The following is a 20,028-nucleotide window of genomic DNA, read 5'->3' as shown; positions in this document are numbered from 1 at the left end:
TGCAAATAAAATCTATATGGAAATCTAGTACCGTATAGTACAGTGCATATGAAAAATTCCTTAATGCTATTTCTCAAAAAATTATGTTTTTTGGATTATAGACTGTGTTTTCAGAAACATTTCAAGCGTGTAAGAAAAATGAAAGATAATTCAATATGAGAAAAACAACCATACTACTACAATGAAAAACAGAAACATGCTTAAAAATCCTGGGGTACGATAGCAAGTTATTTTACTGCTTAATACATTCGAACAAGTATGACGCTTAAATAAGAAAAGCTGAAACAAATGATTAATGAGTAGTACATTAATCGTATTTTGAATAAGTCAAAATGTAGGCATGCATTAGTTATCAAATCTCATTCTTAGTAGATAAAATTGGAGGGAATTTCTCATATGAAAATAGTAGAAGTAAAAGAACTTAGTAAAGAATACACAGGAAATGTTTCACATACAGCACTTTCAAATATTAATTTAACAATTACAGAAGGGGAATTTGTTGGGGTTATGGGACCGTCGGGTAGTGGAAAAACAACTTTATTGAATATGATATCTACTATTGACTCACCAACATCAGGTAGTGTATTCATTAATAGTAAAAATCCGTATCAACTTTCGGTCAATGATTTGGCTTTATTTCGCAGACAGGAATTAGGATTCGTTTTTCAATCCTTTAATCTATTGCATACATTAACAGTAAAAGAGAATATGGTTCTTCCGCTCGTATTAGATGGCATGAATGTGAAGAAAATAAATAAACGAGTAGAATCTATTTCGAAAAAATTAGGAATCAACGAAATCTTAAATAAACGAACATATGAAATATCAGGAGGTCAAGCGCAGCGAACAGCGATTGCTCGTGCACTCATTCACTCTCCTAAATTGCTTCTTGCCGATGAGCCGACAGGAAATTTAGATTCTAAAGCTTCTCAAGACGTAATGGAGATATTAACACTATTAAATAAAGAAGAAAAGGCAACAATGATGTTAGTAACGCACGATCCAATTGCTGCTAGTTATTGTGATCGCATTATATTTATTAAAGATGGACAGTTATACAATGAAGTTTGCTGCAACGGTGATCGCCCACTATTTTATAAAAATATTGTGGACAGTCTTTCTAGGTTAGGAGGTAATAAAAATGACATTTCGACAGCTCGCATTTAATAATGTTATACGGAATAAACGAATATATCTTGGGCATTTTTTTAGTAGCACATTTGCGGTAATGATTTTCTTCACTTATGGTTTACTCGTCTTTCATCCAAACCTACAAGGCGAGCTGACTCATGTAAGCACCATATTGAGTACGTTTGGGAAGATAGGATTTCAACTATCGTATTACTTAATCTTTGTCTTTTCATTCTTATTTATTTTCTATTCAGTTAGTGCCTTTTTAAAAAATAGAAAAAAAGAGTTTGGATTATTAATGTTACATGGAATGTCTCATCGGCAGCTTCATCAATTAATTTTTTTCGAAAACATGTTGATTGGAATTCCTTCTATACTAGTAGGAATTGGGCTTGGGATAGCTTTTTCTAAATTGTTCTTACTAGTTACTGGGTCCTTATTGGGAGTAGGGCATAGGTTAGCATTTTACTTTCCATTAAAGGCTATGGGAATAACAGCTATCTCCTTTTTTGTTCTATTTCTACTTATTTCATTATTTACATCGAAAATGATGAAAATAAATGAGCTTGTAGAACTCATAAAATCAGAGGAAAAACCAAAAGCTGAGCCGAAAGTTTCCGTCTGGATATCCATGTTGGTACTAATTTTATTTGGGGCAGGTTACTCCTGTGTTCACCACAGTATCGTTGCAGTGAATTACATGGATTTAGATCAATTATTACTACTTGTAGGGGTAGGTGTCTTATTAATTGTTTTTGGAACCTATTTTTTCTTTACTCAATTGTGTGTATATGTGTTATATACTTTAAAAAATAGAGAAACTACATTCTTTAAAAGAACCAATCTTCTTGTTATTTCAGAATTGATGTATCGAATGAAAGATAATGCGAGAACATTCTTTATCGTTACAATTATATCTGCTGTTTCTTTTACCGCAATTGGAGTTTGTACAGCAATTGGGAATCCAGAACTAGCAAAACATGAGACCCCATATGCATTTACGTATCGATCGGATAAGGGGAATATACAAGAAAAAGCCCATATTGAAGAGATAAAGAAGCAATTAAAAGAATATGGATTTTCTTATAAACTTGTTGCAACAGAATTTAAAAGGACACTAAACGGGTTGGCGTTAATTAATCTATCTACGTATAATGAATATGCAAAACAATTAGGGTATGAAATAGAGAAATTAACAAATGAAAATGATAGCATTGCTGTACGACTAAATAAGAACGAGAAAAATGCGGAGGATATAAAAACTTTTGAAATAATACATGGTCAAATAGAGGTTCCACTTTCTGTGCAAAAAACAATTTATATCCCAGAATTATCGTTAATAGAAAAGCCTGTTATTGTCTCTGATGCTGTTTATAATAAGGTCCAAAATGCTCAACAAGAAAACGTACTCCGAGATTACACCATATATGGTTTTATCGTTGAAAATTGGTCTGAAACGAATGCAGTTTCTACTACACTTATGAAGATTATTGGTAAGAATCAAGATGATTATTATATGTTTTCATCTTTGTATTTAAGATGGCTTGAATTGAAACAACAAAACGGATTACTTTCTATCTCAAGTGTAATGGTGGGTATTGTATTTTTCGTATTTACGCTAAGCTTTTTATATTTCCGTCTATTTACTGATTTAGAACGTGATCAAGAGCAATATCAAATGATTTCAAAATTAGGATTGAGTCAAAGTGAGTTAAAGCAAATCGTGACAAGACAAATGAAACTACTATTTTTCTTACCGATTATAGTGGCTATGGTTCATAGCAGTTTTGCATTTCTAACGTTTCATCAATTAGGACAAACAGTAAGTAAAGAAATGTCCGTTATTCAAAGTTCAATTGTTGTATTAATAAGCTTTATTTGTATGCAAATTATTTACTTCCTTATTATTAGAAATCACTATTTAAAACGCATATATACAAAAATGTATTCATAGAAAAAGAATGTATAAAAATATAAGCAAAAGCATCCTTATATTGTAAGGATGCTTTTGTATTTACTTCAGTACAGAAGGCGTCGTCTTTTCTAACCAGAGAATGCCATCATATTGTTCTGTCGGAATCATGATTTCTTCTTTATCTTTTATTCCCCAATAACTTGCTGCAGTAGGAGTAAACATCCATGAAGTTTCTGGTAGGTAACTTTCTCCCTTTAGGTTAATAAAAACATGGGGACTTCCCACCGTGCTGATAATTTTTTCAACGCTTTGTTCTTCATGTTCATTATGTACAGGAATAATATCTTCATTACCATCATCCCAACTGCTTCCACTATACGCAAATACACCAATCGTGTACATTTGGTCTTTGATACGTTGCGGAAGATAATCCATCATATTTGGGCCAACATAATTGTATTGCTGCACCTTCGTAAAGTCTAATATCATTTTTGAATTTTGTTTTCGAATATGATAATTATGCCCCCACACAATAATTTTTTTGTTTTTATACTGCATTTCGGTGAGCCATGCGAAATTTTGTGCCATTTTTTGATCTCGGATATAGGTAGCGTAGTCTGCAATTTTAGGTGAGTAGATACCACCTTTAACTTTCATTACAGCATCTAAATGCGTTTTAATCGCATCAATCCGTATATTAATAGATTTCTCCAGAAAGTTCACATCATAGGAAGCGAGAGGTGCGACTTGGGTCAATTCAGATTTATGATTCTGAATAAATGTTCTAACCTTTTCCAACTTGTTAATTACAGGCTGTATTTCCATTTTAAATTGATCATAGGGATATGTTTTCTTTGGATCGTAATACTTATTCAGTTCAATTAACTCTGACACTGCTGCATTAAATTCACTTGCCACTTCAGGACTAAATTTTTGCAACCATTCATTTGCATAGGAGTGGAATGAAGATTTATAAAATAAATTCATATCAAAACCAGCTAATGTGAGTGGCTTTCCTTTTTCTTTTTGTTCTTTCATATAGGTAAATAATTGTTCTACTTCCTCTGTTTGCCATACAACATATAAAGATTGTTTCATCGCTTCCGTAGCGGTTAAATTATCAAAATTTTGCTGAACAGCTGCTGCTTCCCCAAGCCCTGTTTCAAAAGCAAGCACATCATATCCCATTTCCTCATGTAAGTACTTAATCATACGAATTTTGGATTGATTCATTTCCTTTGCACCATGCGTACTTTCGCCAAGTACAACAATGCGCTTGTCCTGTACGGCCTCTTTAAGAAATGATAAATCCTCTGTTGTTTGGGAAGCTGGTTCATTTAATATTTTTGCATGTCCGTTTATCCATTGCTCCCATTTGGGTTGATTGACTGTTTTTTCGGCTGCAAATGCAACAGATGTAAAGGTAGAACAGGCAAGAAGAGTACTCATTAGTCCAAGTTTCCATTTTTTACACACAACAACGCCTCCGAGTATCATAGTTTACAAGCTGAAAATTGAAAATGATAAAATTTACTAATATACCATTTTTTATAATAATACATACAAGGATTTTTTACAATTTAATATTTAGAAAATTAAAAAAGGGTTCTTCAATGTATTGAAAATCCCTTGCTTTCTATACCACATCTTGTATTTCAATACAGATATTGCATGTACGTTTACTACATTACTCTTGTGTGAACAATTCTCTTCACATTGTTTTACTTTCCTAAAGCAGTCCCATTATCTCAGGATCTTATGTGGAATCTAGCATGAGAAAATGAATAGCAAAGTTCATTTTTATGCTTTTAGTTCAATTTACTTATATTTTCATTGTTACTGAACGTTACTTCATTAGCGGTTTGTTTAGATCCAAGGTTGCCTCGTGTGCAAATAAGAATTAGCAAAGCAGCTATACTCAATCCTATCACTACAAATAAATCCGTATTCTTTAAAATAGGGTTGGTGGAATGAGTTTGTACTAAGCTAAATGTATTTACACTCGCATGAACTAGCATGACAATAAATAAATTACCGTGATGGAAGTTATAGACCCATGTGAGAATGATTGAGATCGATAAACATAGTAAAATAAAAATTGGCAAATGAATATATAGGAGAGAAAGGTCAGAACCCGGGCCATCCCTTTGTGCAGCCGTTAAGAAATGTGGAAGATGCCAAAAAGTCCACAAAACACTAAATAGTAATGTAGCTTTTAACGGTCCAAATTTCGATTGTAATCGAGGCAGAGCGAAACCACGCCATCCGATTTCCTCCGGTAAAGGTCCACCGAGAAAGAAAATTGCTACAAAAGAGAAGAGATAGGTTATAAAAAATTCAAAATTAAGGTCACCGAAAGTAGGTATCTCTCCATTTACTATCACTACACCCAGAAAAATTGCAGCGGGGATAACGATGAGGGTAAACAAGTACCACTTCAAACCGACCTTAGTTGTTAGAATGCTGTTTCTAATTTTCCCATGACTCTTTGTCTTCAAGAGTTCGGAACATGATACACGCTGCTAGCATAGGACCTACACATGCATTGGCATAAAAGAAAAGATTAAACACTTTTGTTTTCGGGAAGATACCCCATTGTGACAAGATAAATGGAATTAATACAACACACGAGAATACATATGCCATTAAAAAAAATGAAGTTAACGGATAGGATTTCAAATACCTTCTCAAACCTGTTGATGAATATTTTGATTTTGTTAAATCCGTCAGTATAATTACCTCTTCAATTTTAAAATCTTACGATATGTACTAATTCTACATGATCCCAAAATGAACCTTTTTGATGTAAGAAAGGGGCGATATGCTACAAAGAAAAGTAGGGATTTCTATAACCGTTTCATTCATTTCTTTGTCTACATTTAAATATATCTAGTTAATAAACAGCTTTATTAACGTTATACAGGTGCAACTAACAATGCAACCAGGAGCAGTGGTAAATCATAAAAAACATGAGCAATTACGCTTGCCCATATAGAATTGGCTTTAAATGCAATCCAGTTGAATGGCAATCTTCCTAGACCAGTTACAAAAAGAATTTGAATTAAATTCCCCTCATAGGTAGAGTAATGCGCCATTCCAAACAAAAATACACCAACAAGTGTTATAAGAATCATCGACCATTTTTCGCTTACCCCTTGTTTTTTCAAAAAGTATATCCCCAGGATAGATGGAATTAAAATTAAACATTCTTCTCCTAACAAACTGCATATAATTTGCAACAGGTGATACATAAATTGGAGTGGGCTATTATCTACAAAAATAGTAGTTTTTCCATTTGCAGCAACTGAAAAATGAAAAACAAATTGTACTAAATATGCAACTAACCCTGTCTGTATGATATTCCATATGAGTCCAATTACAATGATTTTCGTAGCCCCTTTTTGTAGAGGACTAAAAGCCGACCGAATGCCGTAAAAGCCATAGTTCAAGTATAAAGCAATTGCACCAGCTATCGCTAAAAAAGCAAACCGAAATGGAAGAGTGGTATAAACTAAACCTATGTAAGCGAGGCAAAAGACAATCATGCTAATGATTGCACGAAACATACTTGTAGGTTGTTTAGGATATAGGCCGTTCATGATGTTTTCCTCCTAATTTGTTAGATGAAATTTCCAAATTAATTTTATATCAATAAATTGAAATATAAAAGAAGGATTTTCAGAAACGTATATTTAATTCTGCATATTTTTAAAAAAGGAAACTTCTACAGTTATTCTGCTGAAATCGTAATGAAGAAGTATAATGGTTGATAAAAGAACACACATTGAACTACTCCCACTGTCACTTCTAAATGAAGTGAAAGTGGGAGTAGTTCAATGGATACTTATTGCATTTGAGGGGATAGGTGAGATATCATCTTTTTTACATAAATAAAATTTTAAATAACAAATGAACTTTAGAAATTGAACTTAAATTAAAGGAGAGTACGTTATGAATACAATCATGATTGTAGAAGACGATATGAAAATCGCTGAATTACTGGGAACTCATATTAAAAAATATGGATACCAAAGTGTTATTATAGAGGACTTCGAAAATGTCTTAGATATATTTCAAGAGATAAAACCAGATGTAGTGCTATTAGATGTAAATTTACCTAATTTTGACGGTTATTATTGGTGTCGTCAAATACGAGCTATTTCTACTTGTCCAATTGTATTTCTATCTGCAAGGAGTGGAGAGATGGATCAAGTGATGGCATTAGAAAATGGTGGTGATGACTACATTACGAAACCTTTTTATTATGAAGTTGTAATGTCTAAAATCCGTAGTCAACTTAGAAGAGCATATGGTGAATATGCTCCTAAAGTAAAAGAACGAATAGTTGAGCAATCAGGGTTATTCCTGTTCCCAGAAAGAATGGAACTTCAACTAGATGATAAGACAATTTTACTTACTAGAAAAGAAACAAATTTATTGGAAATATTGATAACAAAGTCTCCGCTCCTTGTAAAACGTGAAGTGATTTTAGAACAACTATGGGATAGTTCATACATTGATGAGAATACATTGAGTGTAAATATAGGTAGAATTAGAAGGAAATTGCAGGATTTAGGTATTGAAAACGCATTGGAGACAGTTCGTGGTGCTGGATATCGATTGCATGTTACTTGGGAGGAGGAAGGGAAGGAATAATGAAATTATTTTTACAAGAACATATTCCACTCATTTGTTATACATTTGCCCAATTGCTTATCATCCTATTTATATATTGGTTTGATGGTTATCCACATATATTGACAGCATTATATTCTGTATTTTTGGGTGTTTTTTTATTAATGGGTTATCTAATATATCGTTATTATAGTCATCGTTCATTCTACAAACGTCTATCAACACCAATGGAAGGTTTAAATGAGTCAATAAAAGATAGTGATTTGACGCCATTATCAATTGCCTTAGATAGAGTCCTACAAACTCAATATCAATATTATCAAAACCAATTAAAAAAATGGGAACGAAAACAACAAGAACAAATGACTTTTATGAATCAATGGGTTCATCAAATGAAAACACCTCTTTCTGTTATTGAGTTAATTACACAAGATGCAGATGACTCTCGATTTGACAGTATTAATGAAGAAACTGAAAGTATCAAAAAAGGATTAGAAATGGTCTTATATGTTGCACGTTTAGAAACATTTGAACAGGATTTTCATGTAGACAGATTAAAATTATTGGAAATGGTTGATTCTGTAATTCATGAGAATAAACGTTTGTTTATACGTAGTTATGTGTATCCAGAGGTAAAAGTGAATCCGAATCTTATTGTAGAAACAGATAAGAAATGGTTTCGATTTATACTCAATCAAGTACTGTCGAATGCAATTAAATATTCATCAAGTAAGAAAGAGAAAGTAATAGTATCGGCGTATTCAAAAGGAAGAGCAATTGTTTTGGAAGTAAAAGATTATGGGGTTGGTATTCCTACTGCTGATTTACCACGTGTTTTCAATCCATTTTATACTGGAGAAAATGGTAGGAAATTTAAAGAGTCTACGGGAATGGGATTATATCTTGTTAAAGAAGTATGTGAAAAATTAAATCATAAGATTGAGCTAGAATCTGAGGTAGGTAAGGGAACAAAAATTAGAATCATATTCCCGTATGCATCTCGTTAACCGATGAAAGGTATACCTTTCATCGGTTTTTCTTTTGAATCTTACAAACTTGTTAGATAAATGTTAGGGAAATCGATATGAGACATAATATATATAAGTTACACTTCATGTATCGAAAAGAGAAATGGAAGGTGAAATACTTGTGGAGATACTACATGTTTCAGATTTAGGGAAAGTTTATTCTGGGAAAATTTCTTATACAGCATTATCCCATATTGATTTAAAAATAAACAAAGGTGAATTTGTAGGAATTATGGGACCATCTGGGAGTGGTAAAACAACGCTATTAAATATGGTCTCTACTATAGATGCTCCAACATCAGGAGAAGTATTAATTCATGGAGAAAATCCATATCTGTTATCTCCAGATCAGTTGTCTTTATTTCGAAGACGTGAATTAGGGTTTGTTTTTCAATCATTTAATCTCCTTAATACATTGACAGTGAAAGAAAATATTGTTCTTCCACTTACGCTTGATGGTGTAAGCCCTAGAGAAATGGAAGGTAAAGTGGAAGCTATTGCTGAAAAACTAGGGATAACTGAAATATTAGATAAACGTACGTATGAAATCTCTGGTGGGCAAGCACAAAGAACAGCTATCGCACGAGCTACAATTCATAATCCGAAATTATTACTTGCGGATGAGCCTACAGGAAATCTGGATTCAAAATCTGCTAGTGATGTGATGGAATTATTGACAAAGCTTAATAAAGAAAATAGCACAACGATGATGTTAGTGACACATGATGCAATGGCTGCAAGTTATTGTGATCGGATTGTGTTTATCAAAGATGGACAGTTATACAATGAGATTTATTATGGAGATAATCGCAAAGTATTTTATCAAAAAATTCTAGAGGTTTTAGCATTATTAGGAGGAAATGCAAATGACTTTTCGACAGTTCGCATTTAATAACGTCATTCGAAGTAAACGAACATATTTGGCTCATTTTTTAAGTAGTACGTTTGCTATTATGATTTTCTTTACTTATGCATTACTTGCATTTCATCCTAATTTACAAGGGGATCTTGCTGCCAGTATAACAATCAATACATTTGCAAAGTCAGGATTACAGATATCGCAGGGGTTAATATTTTTCTTCTCATTCTTCTTTATCTTATATTCTGTAAGTGCATTTTTAAAAACAAGAAAAAAAGATTTTGGAATTCTAATGCTACATGGGATGTCGCGTTCACAGTTGAATAAATTAGTATTTATTGAAAATATAATAATTGGTACGGCTTCTATTTTAACAGGAATTACAATTGGAATGGCGTTCTCTAAGTTTATCTTAATTATGAGCAACAATCTGTTAATGATTGATAAAGGACTCCCATTTTACATGCCATTTAAAGCAATTGGGATAACATTTGGAGCATTCTTATTACTATTTTTATTTATTTCACTTTTTACTTCTCGACTAGTAAATGTAGAGCAATTAGTAGAATTAATAAAAGCAGAAGAAAAGCCAAAGCCTGAACCAAAAGCATCCCTTTGGCTATCTTTGTTCGCACTAATTAGTATTGGATTAGGATATACAGCTGTTTTCCATAGTGTTAACGCAATTCATTACAAGGATGTGAAATATGTATTATTCATGATGGCGACAGGGGTGAGCTTTGTTGTACTTGGAACGTACTTCTTATTTACACAACTCAGTGTGTATGTGTTACGTGTATTAAAGAAAAGGGAAAATATTTTCTTTAAGAAAACAAACATACTCATCATCTCAGATTTAGTGTATCAATTAAAAGATAATGCAAAAATGTTTTTTATGGTAACTATTATTTCTGCTGTTGCCTTCACTGCAGTGGGGACTTGTATGGGGTTAGGTAACTCATCCATGGCTGAATCGGATAGCCCTTTTGCATTTTCTTATCGGTCTTATAATAATAACAATTTAGAAAAAGAACATATAAAAAGGATTGAAAGTGAACTCAATGATGGCGGGTTTAATTTCAAACGGGTGACTTATTCAATCAAACAAATTTCAGATACCATTTATAACAGTAATGTTTTATTAAGTGTTATAAAAATAAGTGATTATAATAAGTTAGCTGAGGCATTTGGTTTTGAAAGAGAAAGCTTAAAAGATGAAAATGATAGTTTTGTCATTCCATCAAGAAAAGTTACTAATACAAAATCTAATCAAAATAACTTTCAATTGTTGCATGGAAATATAAGAAAAGCTATGCATGTAAATAAAATACTAACGCCAAAAGAACTACAAGATACAAACATAACGACAATTATTATTCCGGATTCTGTATATAATCAAATGATTGTGGATCCAGAGAGTCAATACGGTCAATTCACTATCAATGGTTTTGTTGTGAAAGATTGGGAGAAAACAAAAAAAGTTGCTGAAAAAATCTTGGCTTCCTTACAGAAAGGGAATAAAGATATAAATGATCCTAGAGTATACAACGAATCATATCAATTTTCGACTTTAATTTTTACATGGATAGCTATGAAGCAAGGTTTTGGACTTGCATCTATCATGAGTGTATTAATAGGTATTGTTTTCTTTACGTTTGCTGCAAGCTTTTTATATTTCCGATTATACACAGACTTAGAACGAAATCAGCAGCAATATAAAATGATAGCAAAAGTTGGTTTAAGTAAACCTGAATTAAAGAAAATTGTGTCACGTCAACTTGCATTACTATTCTTTTTACCCATTGTAATAGCAATTACACATAGTGCAGTAGCTTTTACGGCCTTACAAGAATTAGCCGATTTTTCAGTCTTGGGTAGTTCAATTATGGTATTAATTAGTTTCTTAGTTTTGCAAATTATATACTTTTACGTTGTTCGTGCTCAATACTTGAAAAAAATGTATAAAACAATTTTTTAATTCAAATATAATTAAAAGAAGGAGAATATAGGTTGAAAAAAAGACTTGGATTATTAATAGTATCTGGTATTTCGATTGCCATGTTAGGAGCATGTTCATTATTTGGTACAAAAAATTCTCCAGCAAATGGGCTTTCAATAGAGGTAGAGCAGTTAAATGAACAAACAAGAAATTCTATTATAGGCCTATACAAAGATATAACCATATCACAAGACCAATTCAAAATAAAAGAGGGTAGCATTGATAATAACAAACTAAACATAAAGCTCCCAACACAGTTTGGGGATGCTGGGGCGGATACTCCTAGTAATTTACTATTTATTAGTAGAACAACTGCTGAAAAAATGGTCAAAAAGGGGCTTATACTTGAAAGAGATAATAATCAGGGGGACATTTCTTCAGATCCTGTGGATTCATTACCAAAATCAAAAAAAGGTGAAACTATCTTATTTGCAAATAAAGAATATAAGGACTTAAAAGAAATAACATATGATGCGAAAAAAATGAGTACACAATACGCAGGTGATGTATGGCTAGCGCCATATCGTGGTGGATCCAATGTAATCCTATTAATAGTAGATGATACATTATTTAAAGAAATAAATGGGAAAGAAAAGACTAGACAGATTCTATCTTTTAATAAATCTTTTGGGAATCTTAATTTAGTCAATCAAGGGAAAGCACCAGAATTAAGTAAGGAATTAGATAAAGTAAAAACGGCTTTAGGTACTGAGGACGGGAGATCTGTCAATTTTTTGAATATTAAAGAAAAGTAAACGATTACGTCTATTTGGGTAGAACTCTGTCACAATCAAGTTAAGCAAAAGAAATACACAAAAATGAAAAATCTCACTTCTTATCTGAAAAAGATGAAAAGTGAGATTTTTTGCTTAGTGGGGTAATGTTCCAGAATGTTGATGGTAATCCATACCCGTCACGCTAAGATTGGATTTTCTATGAAATTCCATTTTCGTTGCTGTATCCCTAGTAACGTTTCTGCTCCGTTACTATACAAACTCAAATTTCTTTCTCATCTTAAAGTGGAACAAATTTATTACTTAAATTGTCTATTCAATGTAATCCTAAGATGCTTTCAAGTGAGGGCATTAATTTTACCTTTGCTTTCTGATTCCCTGTATCCATACAAACTATGGGATAAAATTAGTAGTCGATTCTTTTCATGCTGATTATGTTAACATGAACCATTGTTTTAGACTGGTTATTAAATGATGTAATATTTAAATTTTGGTTATATAACAAAAAGATGAAGTACAGCAAACAATATTCTTACTTTACGGAGCAGCATTATTAGAAAGAATAGAGAGGAAATAGACAGATTAAGAGTTAATCTAAGTTTTATAATCTATATATTAGGAAAAGATTCACTGTTTCTGGTTAGCACACTTTTTAAATATAAGTATATTTCTGAAGGTGCCCTCTCTAATTTTAAGTAAATCAACAGGAGAATTGAAAGGCAGGAGAATATAGCATGTTAGAAAATCATCGTTCTAGAGAGGAACGACGGCAAGTTAAAAAGAAAAAACAGTCAGCTTCTAAAAAACAAAAACCAAAGGGGAAAACCTCATTTTTTCGTAAATTTTTAATTAGTTGTTTATTACTAGGTATTGTGGGGTTAGTCGCAGGGGTTGCTACTTTTTTCGTTATGATCAAGGACGCACCAAACCTTGAGAAAGCAAAACTTGTTAATCCGTTATCCTCAAAAATTTATGATAAAGATGGGAAATTGATATATGAATATGGGAAAGAGAAGCGAACGAATATTATGTATGATCAAATTCCTAAATTAGTAGAAAATGCGTTTTTAGCGACAGAAGATGCACGTTTTTACGAGCACAGTGGCGTAGACTTTAAAGGTACTGCACGTGCAGTTTTAGTCAGCCTAAAAGGTGATTACGGCTCTCAAGGTGGAAGTACGATTACGCAGCAAGTTATTAAAAATTACTTCTTATCGATGGAAAAAACGTCAAAGAGAAAGGCGCAAGAAATATATTTAGCGTATAAGCTGGAAAAACAGTATTCAAAACATGAAATTTTAGAGATGTATTTAAATAAGGTTTACTTAGGCAACCGTTCATACGGAATCGCAGCAGCAGTACAAAACTATTATGGTAAGGAATTAAAAGATTTAACACTACCAGAAGTTGCGATGCTTGCCGGTTTAATGAAAGCGCCTAATAACTATGATCCAACGAAAGAACAAAATATTCAAAAGGCAACAGAAAGAAGAGATGTTGTTCTTGAATTAATGAATCGACATGGTTATATTACAAAAAAAGAAATGGATGAAGCATCAAAAGTTCCAGTAACAGAAGGACTTAAGGGAGCAACTGAACAAAAAGAAATGCCATATCCTGCGTTTATGGATGCCGTTGTGAAAGAAATTGAAAAAGAGTTGCCAGAAGCTAATATTGGATCTGATGGTTTAGAAATTTATACAACATTAGACCAAAAGGCACAGGATTTTGCGGACATGCTTTTAAATGAAGATATTATTAATTATCCAAATGAGAAATTTCAAGGGGCTTTCACATTTATGGATACGAAAACAGGAGAAGTTCGTGCAATTGGTAGCGGACGTGGTGAAAATAAAGCTGTGTTTAAAGGACATAATATTGCGATTGAATTAAATCGCTCAGCAGGTTCAACGATGAAACCAATTTTTGATTACGCTCCTGCAATTGAATATTTAAAATGGGCTACTTACCATCAAATTGATGACTCTCCATTTAAGTATTCAACAGGACAAGAAGTTAGAAATGCAGATAGAAAGCATTTAGGACCAATTACAATGCGTGATGCATTGAAGACGTCCCGAAATATTCCGGCAATAAAAACTGCAAAAGAAGTAGGAATTAATAAATCAAAAGGTTTCTCTGAAAATCTAGGTATTACTTTTAATGTAGCACCGACCGAATCAACAGCGATTGGTACAAATGAAGCGTCTCCAACTGAAATTGCAGGTGCTTATGCGGCATTTGGTAATGGTGGTAAGTATACGAAGCCGTATTTTGTTAAGAAAGTCGTTTATCCAGATGGAAAATCAGAAAACTTTGAGCAAAAAACAAAACGAGTTATGAAGGATTCCACAGCATATATGATTACTGATATGCTTCGTACTTTTGTTTCATCTGGTTTAGGTACAACAGCCAATATAGGTTCTTTAGATATAGCGGGTAAAACAGGTACAACAAACTATTCTTTAGAACAAATAGCACAATATAATCTACCAGAAAGCGCAACTCGTGATAGTTGGTTTGCTGGTTATACACCACAATATACGATGGCAGTATGGACCGGATATACAAAGGATAATAAAAATGATTATATTAGTAGTAAAAATACGAAAATAGCTCAATTGATTTTTAAAGAGATGATGAGTAAGTTTGCTACAGATAAGTCGCAATTTAAAATGCCGAACAGTGTAGTTCAAGAGGGTAGCGAATTACGTATTAAAGGTGAGAAGCGTGATTCTTCTCCAAATACAAAAATAGCAAATACGACTGAACAGCCTAGTGAAAATAAGCAAAATGAAAAGCAAAAGAAACAAGAAAAATTAAAGAAACCAGAAGAGCAAAAGCAAAGTGAGCTAACCAATGGAAGTGACCGTGGAAATACAGCGCCACCAACCAATGGAAGTGACCGTGGAAATACAGCGCCACCAACCAATGGAAGTGACCGTGGAAATACAGCGCCACCAACCAATGGAAGTGACCGTGGAAATACAGCGCCACCAACCAATGGAAGTGACCGTGGAAATACAGCGCCACCAACCAATGGAAGTGACCGTGGAAATACAACGCCACCAACCAATGGAAGTGACCGTGGAAATACAACGCCATCAACTAATGGAAGTGACCGTGGAAATACAACGCCATCAACCAATGGAAGTGACCGTGGAAATACAACGCCACCAACCGATGGAAGTGACCGTGGAAATACAACGCCATCAACCAATGAAAGTGACCAAGGAAATACAACGCCACCAAGTAAAGATGGGAATACAAAAGAGGCACCAGTTAATAATGGACTATAAGTAATAGGAAGAAATTTTTAATTATGTTGCAAATTTTAAAAAAAGCATAAACAGGTTGGTAAATGAAGAACAATGTTCAGGAAGTAGCTAGTAATTGCCGAAGTTCATTGTACGTTGAAAAGGCAAAGCCTCTTTGTATAGTGATTCCAAATTTGTAAACCTTATTTAAAATAAGAATTATTATTATAGAAAAGGAGTGTCTGATGAAAAAGTTTTTAAGAGTAATTCTAATCTTATTGGTGATATTTATAGGAATTATGTTGGGAAGCATAATTTTAAATAAAACATATCATACAGAGTTTAAGTCTTTAAATGAAACGGATCAAAACATGTTAAAAGAACTATCTACTATTTATAAGAGTTTCGAAGAATCGAATGATAAACTTTGGAATAAAGATTATCATTTCGAAAAAAAGCCATTAGTACTGATACATAGTAATAAAGATGGGGGATTCTTTAGACAAGAAGCTTATGCAGTTAATGTAAAAGGAGTAGAAAATAGTATTTTGGCAAAAGAAATAAAAGTCCCAAATTCTTTGCATCTACCTAAAGTCTATCGCTTAACTCGTTTTGATTTTAGAACTGTTTCTACCTGGATGCCTTGGAACTTTGGGACAATAAATATTAACGATATGGATGTATTTTATTTTAAATATTATCCTAAAATGTTTGTTAATCCAGATTTATATTTTGATTTTTCGTCTTTCTTATTACATGAGGCTTTTCATGCTTATAAACAAAAAGATTGGACATATGATTCAAATGGTGGAGAGTATATTCACGAATATCCTATAAATAAAGAAAATTATGCATTAATGGGATTAGAATTTAAGTTATTAGATAAAGCAATGGTTGATACGAACCCAGAAAATATTAATCAAGCATTATATGATTGGACAATTGTACGTAATTATCGCTATAAAAAATGGCCACAATTGATTGGAGAAACAAAAACTGAAGCAATAGAAGGTTCAGCACGATACTTAGAGTATCGTTATAGTAAGTTAACTGGTGGGAAACTTATGGTACTTGCAAAGAAGGAAAAGCCATATCATGTTACTTTTATGGAGGCGTTCAACTTCATTGCTAATGGACAGGCAGAATCTCCAAGGTTTTTAGAGCGGAATATGAGATATGAGACTGGTTCAGCTCTTGAATTAAGCATGGACAGAGCAAATATTCCATGGAAAGAAGCTATTGAAGATAGTGCAACCAAACAAGGAAAGACACCTTATGAAGTATTAAATACGTATTTTAATATAAATAATACGCCCACAATTGAAAATAAAATTAACGAAATTAAAGAAAAAAATGACTATGATGCACTTTTAGAACAAGGAGAAAAACTGATGAAAATAAATAACGAGTAAAGAAAAGATAACTTGAAAAAAGTATATATATTAAAATTATAGTAACATAATGATGATCTACCATTTTAAATTAGAAGAAAGAGTTAATCTAAAAGAGAATTGTTAGTACATCCAATATCTTTAAAGTAATATTCTAATTGTCTATAAGAAAAGTAATAAAAACACTCGTATTGAGTGTTTTTATTACTTTCATTTATCATTTATCTGGTACATAACACGTGTGGTTATTCATATAACATTTCTCTATCTTTGTTTTAGTATTACCTTTTTTATCCCTGTAAAAAATTTCAACTGTCCCTTTTGCACTATTATAATCAAATTCATATGCATTAGGGTATTTGTCTCTAACACTTATTATCCTGAACCAGCACTTGCTGGCACTGCAGAAATAAGTAATGCGGATGTTAAACTTAGCGCCCCAAAATACCTTTTTAATTTTGGTTTTGACATAAAAGATTCCCCTTTATTTTATATTAATCTATTAAAATGATATATATTTAACGCTTGTAAAAATTGATAAATGTATATTGTGAATTTCTAAAAAAAATTTGTTTTTTCCATATTAAATTTATAAACCTATAAATCTTCAAGTGTACATATTCATGTTATAGTAAACTAAAGTGTTTAATGGTGACTGTATATCTTGTGAAGGTGAGGTTATTATATAAACTTTTAAAAGAGATTATACGAGTAATTTGTGTTAGCTTTCAACATAGGTGCTAAGAAAGAAACTGCAAAAAAGAACAGTAGACCCACTCTTCGCCGTAGGAAGCTCAAGCGTGGGTTTGAAAAAGGATAATACATACATAAGTAGTAGTTATGAGACGTGATGTTAAAGTATCCCGTCCTTTTTAGCTTATACCATCCAAAGAATTATCGTATTTTGTATATGTAGCATCCCATATTTGATTTCGGGTTCAATCACTTAAATTCAACAGGAAAAATATGTAATAGGTTTGTAAAAAAATAGGCAATCCTCTTTGTAAAGGAATTGCCCAATCAAATGAATTAAAAAAAATAACAGACAAATCGATTATACAATAAATCTTAATATAATTATATAATAATTATAAGAACTTCGCTTTTAATTAACAAAGGCTAAATATTCTATTATTAAATACACGTTAACACGGTATTAATTATAAGTAAATATAATTAAATGTAAATTAATTATTATTTGCTCTTCTAAAGGAAATTAACTACATTTACTTTAATAATTTTATTATTGATTCTGCAACCGAATGTAAAGTAATAGCATTTCATAACAACTTTAAGTTTTCACTGCATTAAGTTAAAGAGACTTACAATACCGGGAGGAAATCTAACTATTAAATCTACCTTATACATGAGTCAATTATGATATTGTGGAAATTCAAATTCATATAAATATCATACATTTTTGTAAAAGACATCTATTGACACTTGTACATATAAGTAACTATAATCATTACATCAAATTGAATGCATGTTAATACAATCTGATTATGATTACAGGCATGTAAATATAAAAATAGAAAATCTCAATTTGATAAATACAATAGTATGGTAGAGGTGTATATTTTTTTATGAAGCACAAATTCATCGCGACAAGTATCCTCGCAGGAGCAATATTATCTTATTCTTCTAATACTTTAGCAGATACTCAAAAATTTTCTGATGTTCCTAAGTGGGCACAGCAATCCGTTAATTATTTAGTGGATAAACAAGTATTAAGTGGTTACCCAGACGGAAGTTTTGGCTCAAATGATTCACTAGACAGAGCTTCCGCCGCAACAATAATGACAAAAGTTTTAGGTATACAAATTGACTACAATGCAAAACCATCCTTTACAGATTCACAAAACCACTGGGGAGCGCCTTATATTGCCGCAGCTGAAAAAGCTGGCATTATTAAAGGCGAAGGTAATGGAATCTTCAATCCATCCGGAAAAGTAACGCGCGCTGCTATGGCGGCAATGCTAGTAAATGCCTATAAACTTCAAAGTACAACAAATGATAATAGCCAAAGTAAATTTCAGGATTTAAAAGGCCATTGGGGTGAAAGATTCGCCAATGTTTTAATTGATTTAAAAATTTCCGTTGGTACTGATAACGGTTGGCAACCTAATAGATCGATAACACGCGCCGAAGCTGCTCAACTTACTGCAAAAACAGATATGATGCAACTAACTCCAAAGAATGTTTTAGAGGAAAAAGAGATTATTACTGCTACATCATATGAAGATTTGAATTTAACAGTGGCTTCCAAAATCACAGGTCAAGAGATTGATAGTTTTATAGCAAAATATCATTCAGATAGTCCATTAGTTGGACATGGGCAAGATTTTATCAATGCGCAAAATCAATATGGCGTGAATGCTCATTATTTAGCGGCGCATGCGATTTTAGAATCTGGATACGGTAAATCAGAAATTGCATATCAAAAACATAATCTATTCGGATTACGTGCATATGATGGAAATCCATTTAAATATGCAAAATACTTACCAACGTACGGCGACAGTATTGCTTATAACGCTAATTATGTACGAGAGAGGTATTTAGAAGAAAGTGGTATGCATTATAACGGACCAACGTTAGCTGGTATGAACGTGAAATATGCATCAGATAAAGGCTGGGCTAAAAAAATTGCGGGTATTATGGAACGTATGAAACCGTTCCGTGCAGAAGACTATACATATGCAAAAAAATTACCAAAGAGTCCTGAAACATTAGATGTTGAAGCGTTATCTAATGAAATACCGTATAAAATGTATTTAGATGGTTCGGGCGCAAAAATTATTTCATCAGCTGTTTATTACTATGTACCTTATCCATTTGATTTGAAAATTAAAAGTAGATCAGATGTAGATGTAACGCAAAATAATGTTGGTACATTAACTCCTGGAACAAACATCTTTATTTATCGTGAAGATCCAAATGGATGGGTCGAATTCTCTTTTGACGCTAATGGGGAAAAATACTGGACATTAAAAAGTAAATTAAGCATGTAATCAAAAAGCTCTACTTTACTATTCTTAATTGTTTAGCTTTTAATCTTATATATTTATGAGACCAG

General features: G+C 32.5%; 12 protein-coding genes and 1 pseudogene. 10 read left to right on the top strand and 3 right to left on the bottom strand.

The features are described from left to right. Positions 1-396 precede the first annotated feature (396 nt). Positions 397-1,167, top strand: coding sequence for an ABC transporter ATP-binding protein (locus QCI44_RS30055; RefSeq protein WP_353811647.1), 771 nt, complete (start codon positions 397-399; stop codon positions 1,165-1,167). Next, positions 1,142-3,085, top strand: a complete 1,944-nt coding sequence (locus QCI44_RS30050; protein ID WP_353811646.1) for an ABC transporter permease — start codon at positions 1,142-1,144, stop codon at positions 3,083-3,085. The genes QCI44_RS30055 and QCI44_RS30050 overlap by 26 nt, the downstream gene beginning before the upstream one ends. A gap of 60 nt (positions 3,086-3,145) precedes the next feature. Here QCI44_RS30050 and QCI44_RS30045 read toward each other — a convergent pair whose 3' ends face one another. The 3 genes and pseudogenes from QCI44_RS30045 to QCI44_RS30035 all read right to left on the bottom strand — a co-directional run bounded on the left by QCI44_RS30045 (position 3,146) and on the right by QCI44_RS30035 (position 6,645). Beyond that, positions 3,146-4,522, bottom strand: a complete 1,377-nt coding sequence (locus tag QCI44_RS30045; RefSeq protein WP_016089736.1) for an erythromycin esterase family protein — start codon at positions 4,520-4,522, stop codon at positions 3,146-3,148. Positions 4,523-4,854: 332 nt separating this feature from the next. Next, a pseudogene (locus QCI44_RS30040) lies at positions 4,855-5,779 on the bottom strand (CPBP family intramembrane glutamic endopeptidase). A 182-nt stretch (positions 5,780-5,961) separates the two neighbouring features. After that, positions 5,962-6,645 (bottom strand): CPBP family glutamic-type intramembrane protease, encoded by a 684-nt coding sequence (locus tag QCI44_RS30035; RefSeq protein WP_016135653.1) that lies wholly within the window; start codon positions 6,643-6,645, stop codon positions 5,962-5,964. Between the two features lie 352 nt (positions 6,646-6,997). On the opposite strand from QCI44_RS30035, the gene QCI44_RS30030 reads away from it, so the two are divergent. From QCI44_RS30030 to QCI44_RS29995, 8 genes are all read left to right on the top strand, one after another. After that, on the top strand, positions 6,998-7,702 hold the full coding sequence (locus tag QCI44_RS30030; protein ID WP_016089733.1) for a response regulator transcription factor: 705 nt from the start codon (positions 6,998-7,000) through the stop codon (positions 7,700-7,702). Continuing rightward, complete coding sequence (locus tag QCI44_RS30025; RefSeq protein WP_088083966.1) at positions 7,702-8,688, top strand: sensor histidine kinase; 987 nt, start codon at positions 7,702-7,704, stop codon at positions 8,686-8,688. The genes QCI44_RS30030 and QCI44_RS30025 overlap by 1 nt, the downstream gene beginning before the upstream one ends. 142 nt (positions 8,689-8,830) lie before the next feature. After that, entirely contained in the window at positions 8,831-9,601 is a 771-nt protein-coding gene (locus QCI44_RS30020; protein ID WP_016135651.1) for an ABC transporter ATP-binding protein, read from the top strand. Continuing rightward, positions 9,576-11,546, top strand: coding sequence for an FtsX-like permease family protein (locus QCI44_RS30015; protein ID WP_353811645.1), 1,971 nt, complete (start codon positions 9,576-9,578; stop codon positions 11,544-11,546). Before QCI44_RS30020 ends, QCI44_RS30015 begins: the two co-directional genes overlap by 26 nt. 32 nt (positions 11,547-11,578) lie before the next feature. Further along, entirely contained in the window at positions 11,579-12,322 is a 744-nt protein-coding gene (locus QCI44_RS30010; protein ID WP_016135649.1) for a lipoprotein BA_5634 family protein, read from the top strand. 713 nt (positions 12,323-13,035) lie between these two features. Continuing rightward, complete coding sequence (locus QCI44_RS30005; protein WP_353811644.1) at positions 13,036-15,600, top strand: transglycosylase domain-containing protein; 2,565 nt, start codon at positions 13,036-13,038, stop codon at positions 15,598-15,600. Between the two features lie 203 nt (positions 15,601-15,803). Next, entirely contained in the window at positions 15,804-16,970 is a 1,167-nt protein-coding gene (locus QCI44_RS30000; RefSeq protein WP_016135646.1) for a hypothetical protein, read from the top strand. A 1,565-nt stretch (positions 16,971-18,535) separates the two neighbouring features. Continuing rightward, on the top strand, positions 18,536-19,963 hold the full coding sequence (locus tag QCI44_RS29995; protein ID WP_353811643.1) for an S-layer homology domain-containing protein: 1,428 nt from the start codon (positions 18,536-18,538) through the stop codon (positions 19,961-19,963). Positions 19,964-20,028: the final 65 nt, after the last annotated feature.

The sequence above is a fragment of the Bacillus cereus group sp. RP37 genome (genome assembly GCF_040459695.1).
Lineage (GTDB): Bacteria > Bacillota > Bacilli > Bacillales > Bacillaceae_G > Bacillus_A.
This window is presented reverse-complemented; position numbering and strand designations above follow the sequence as displayed.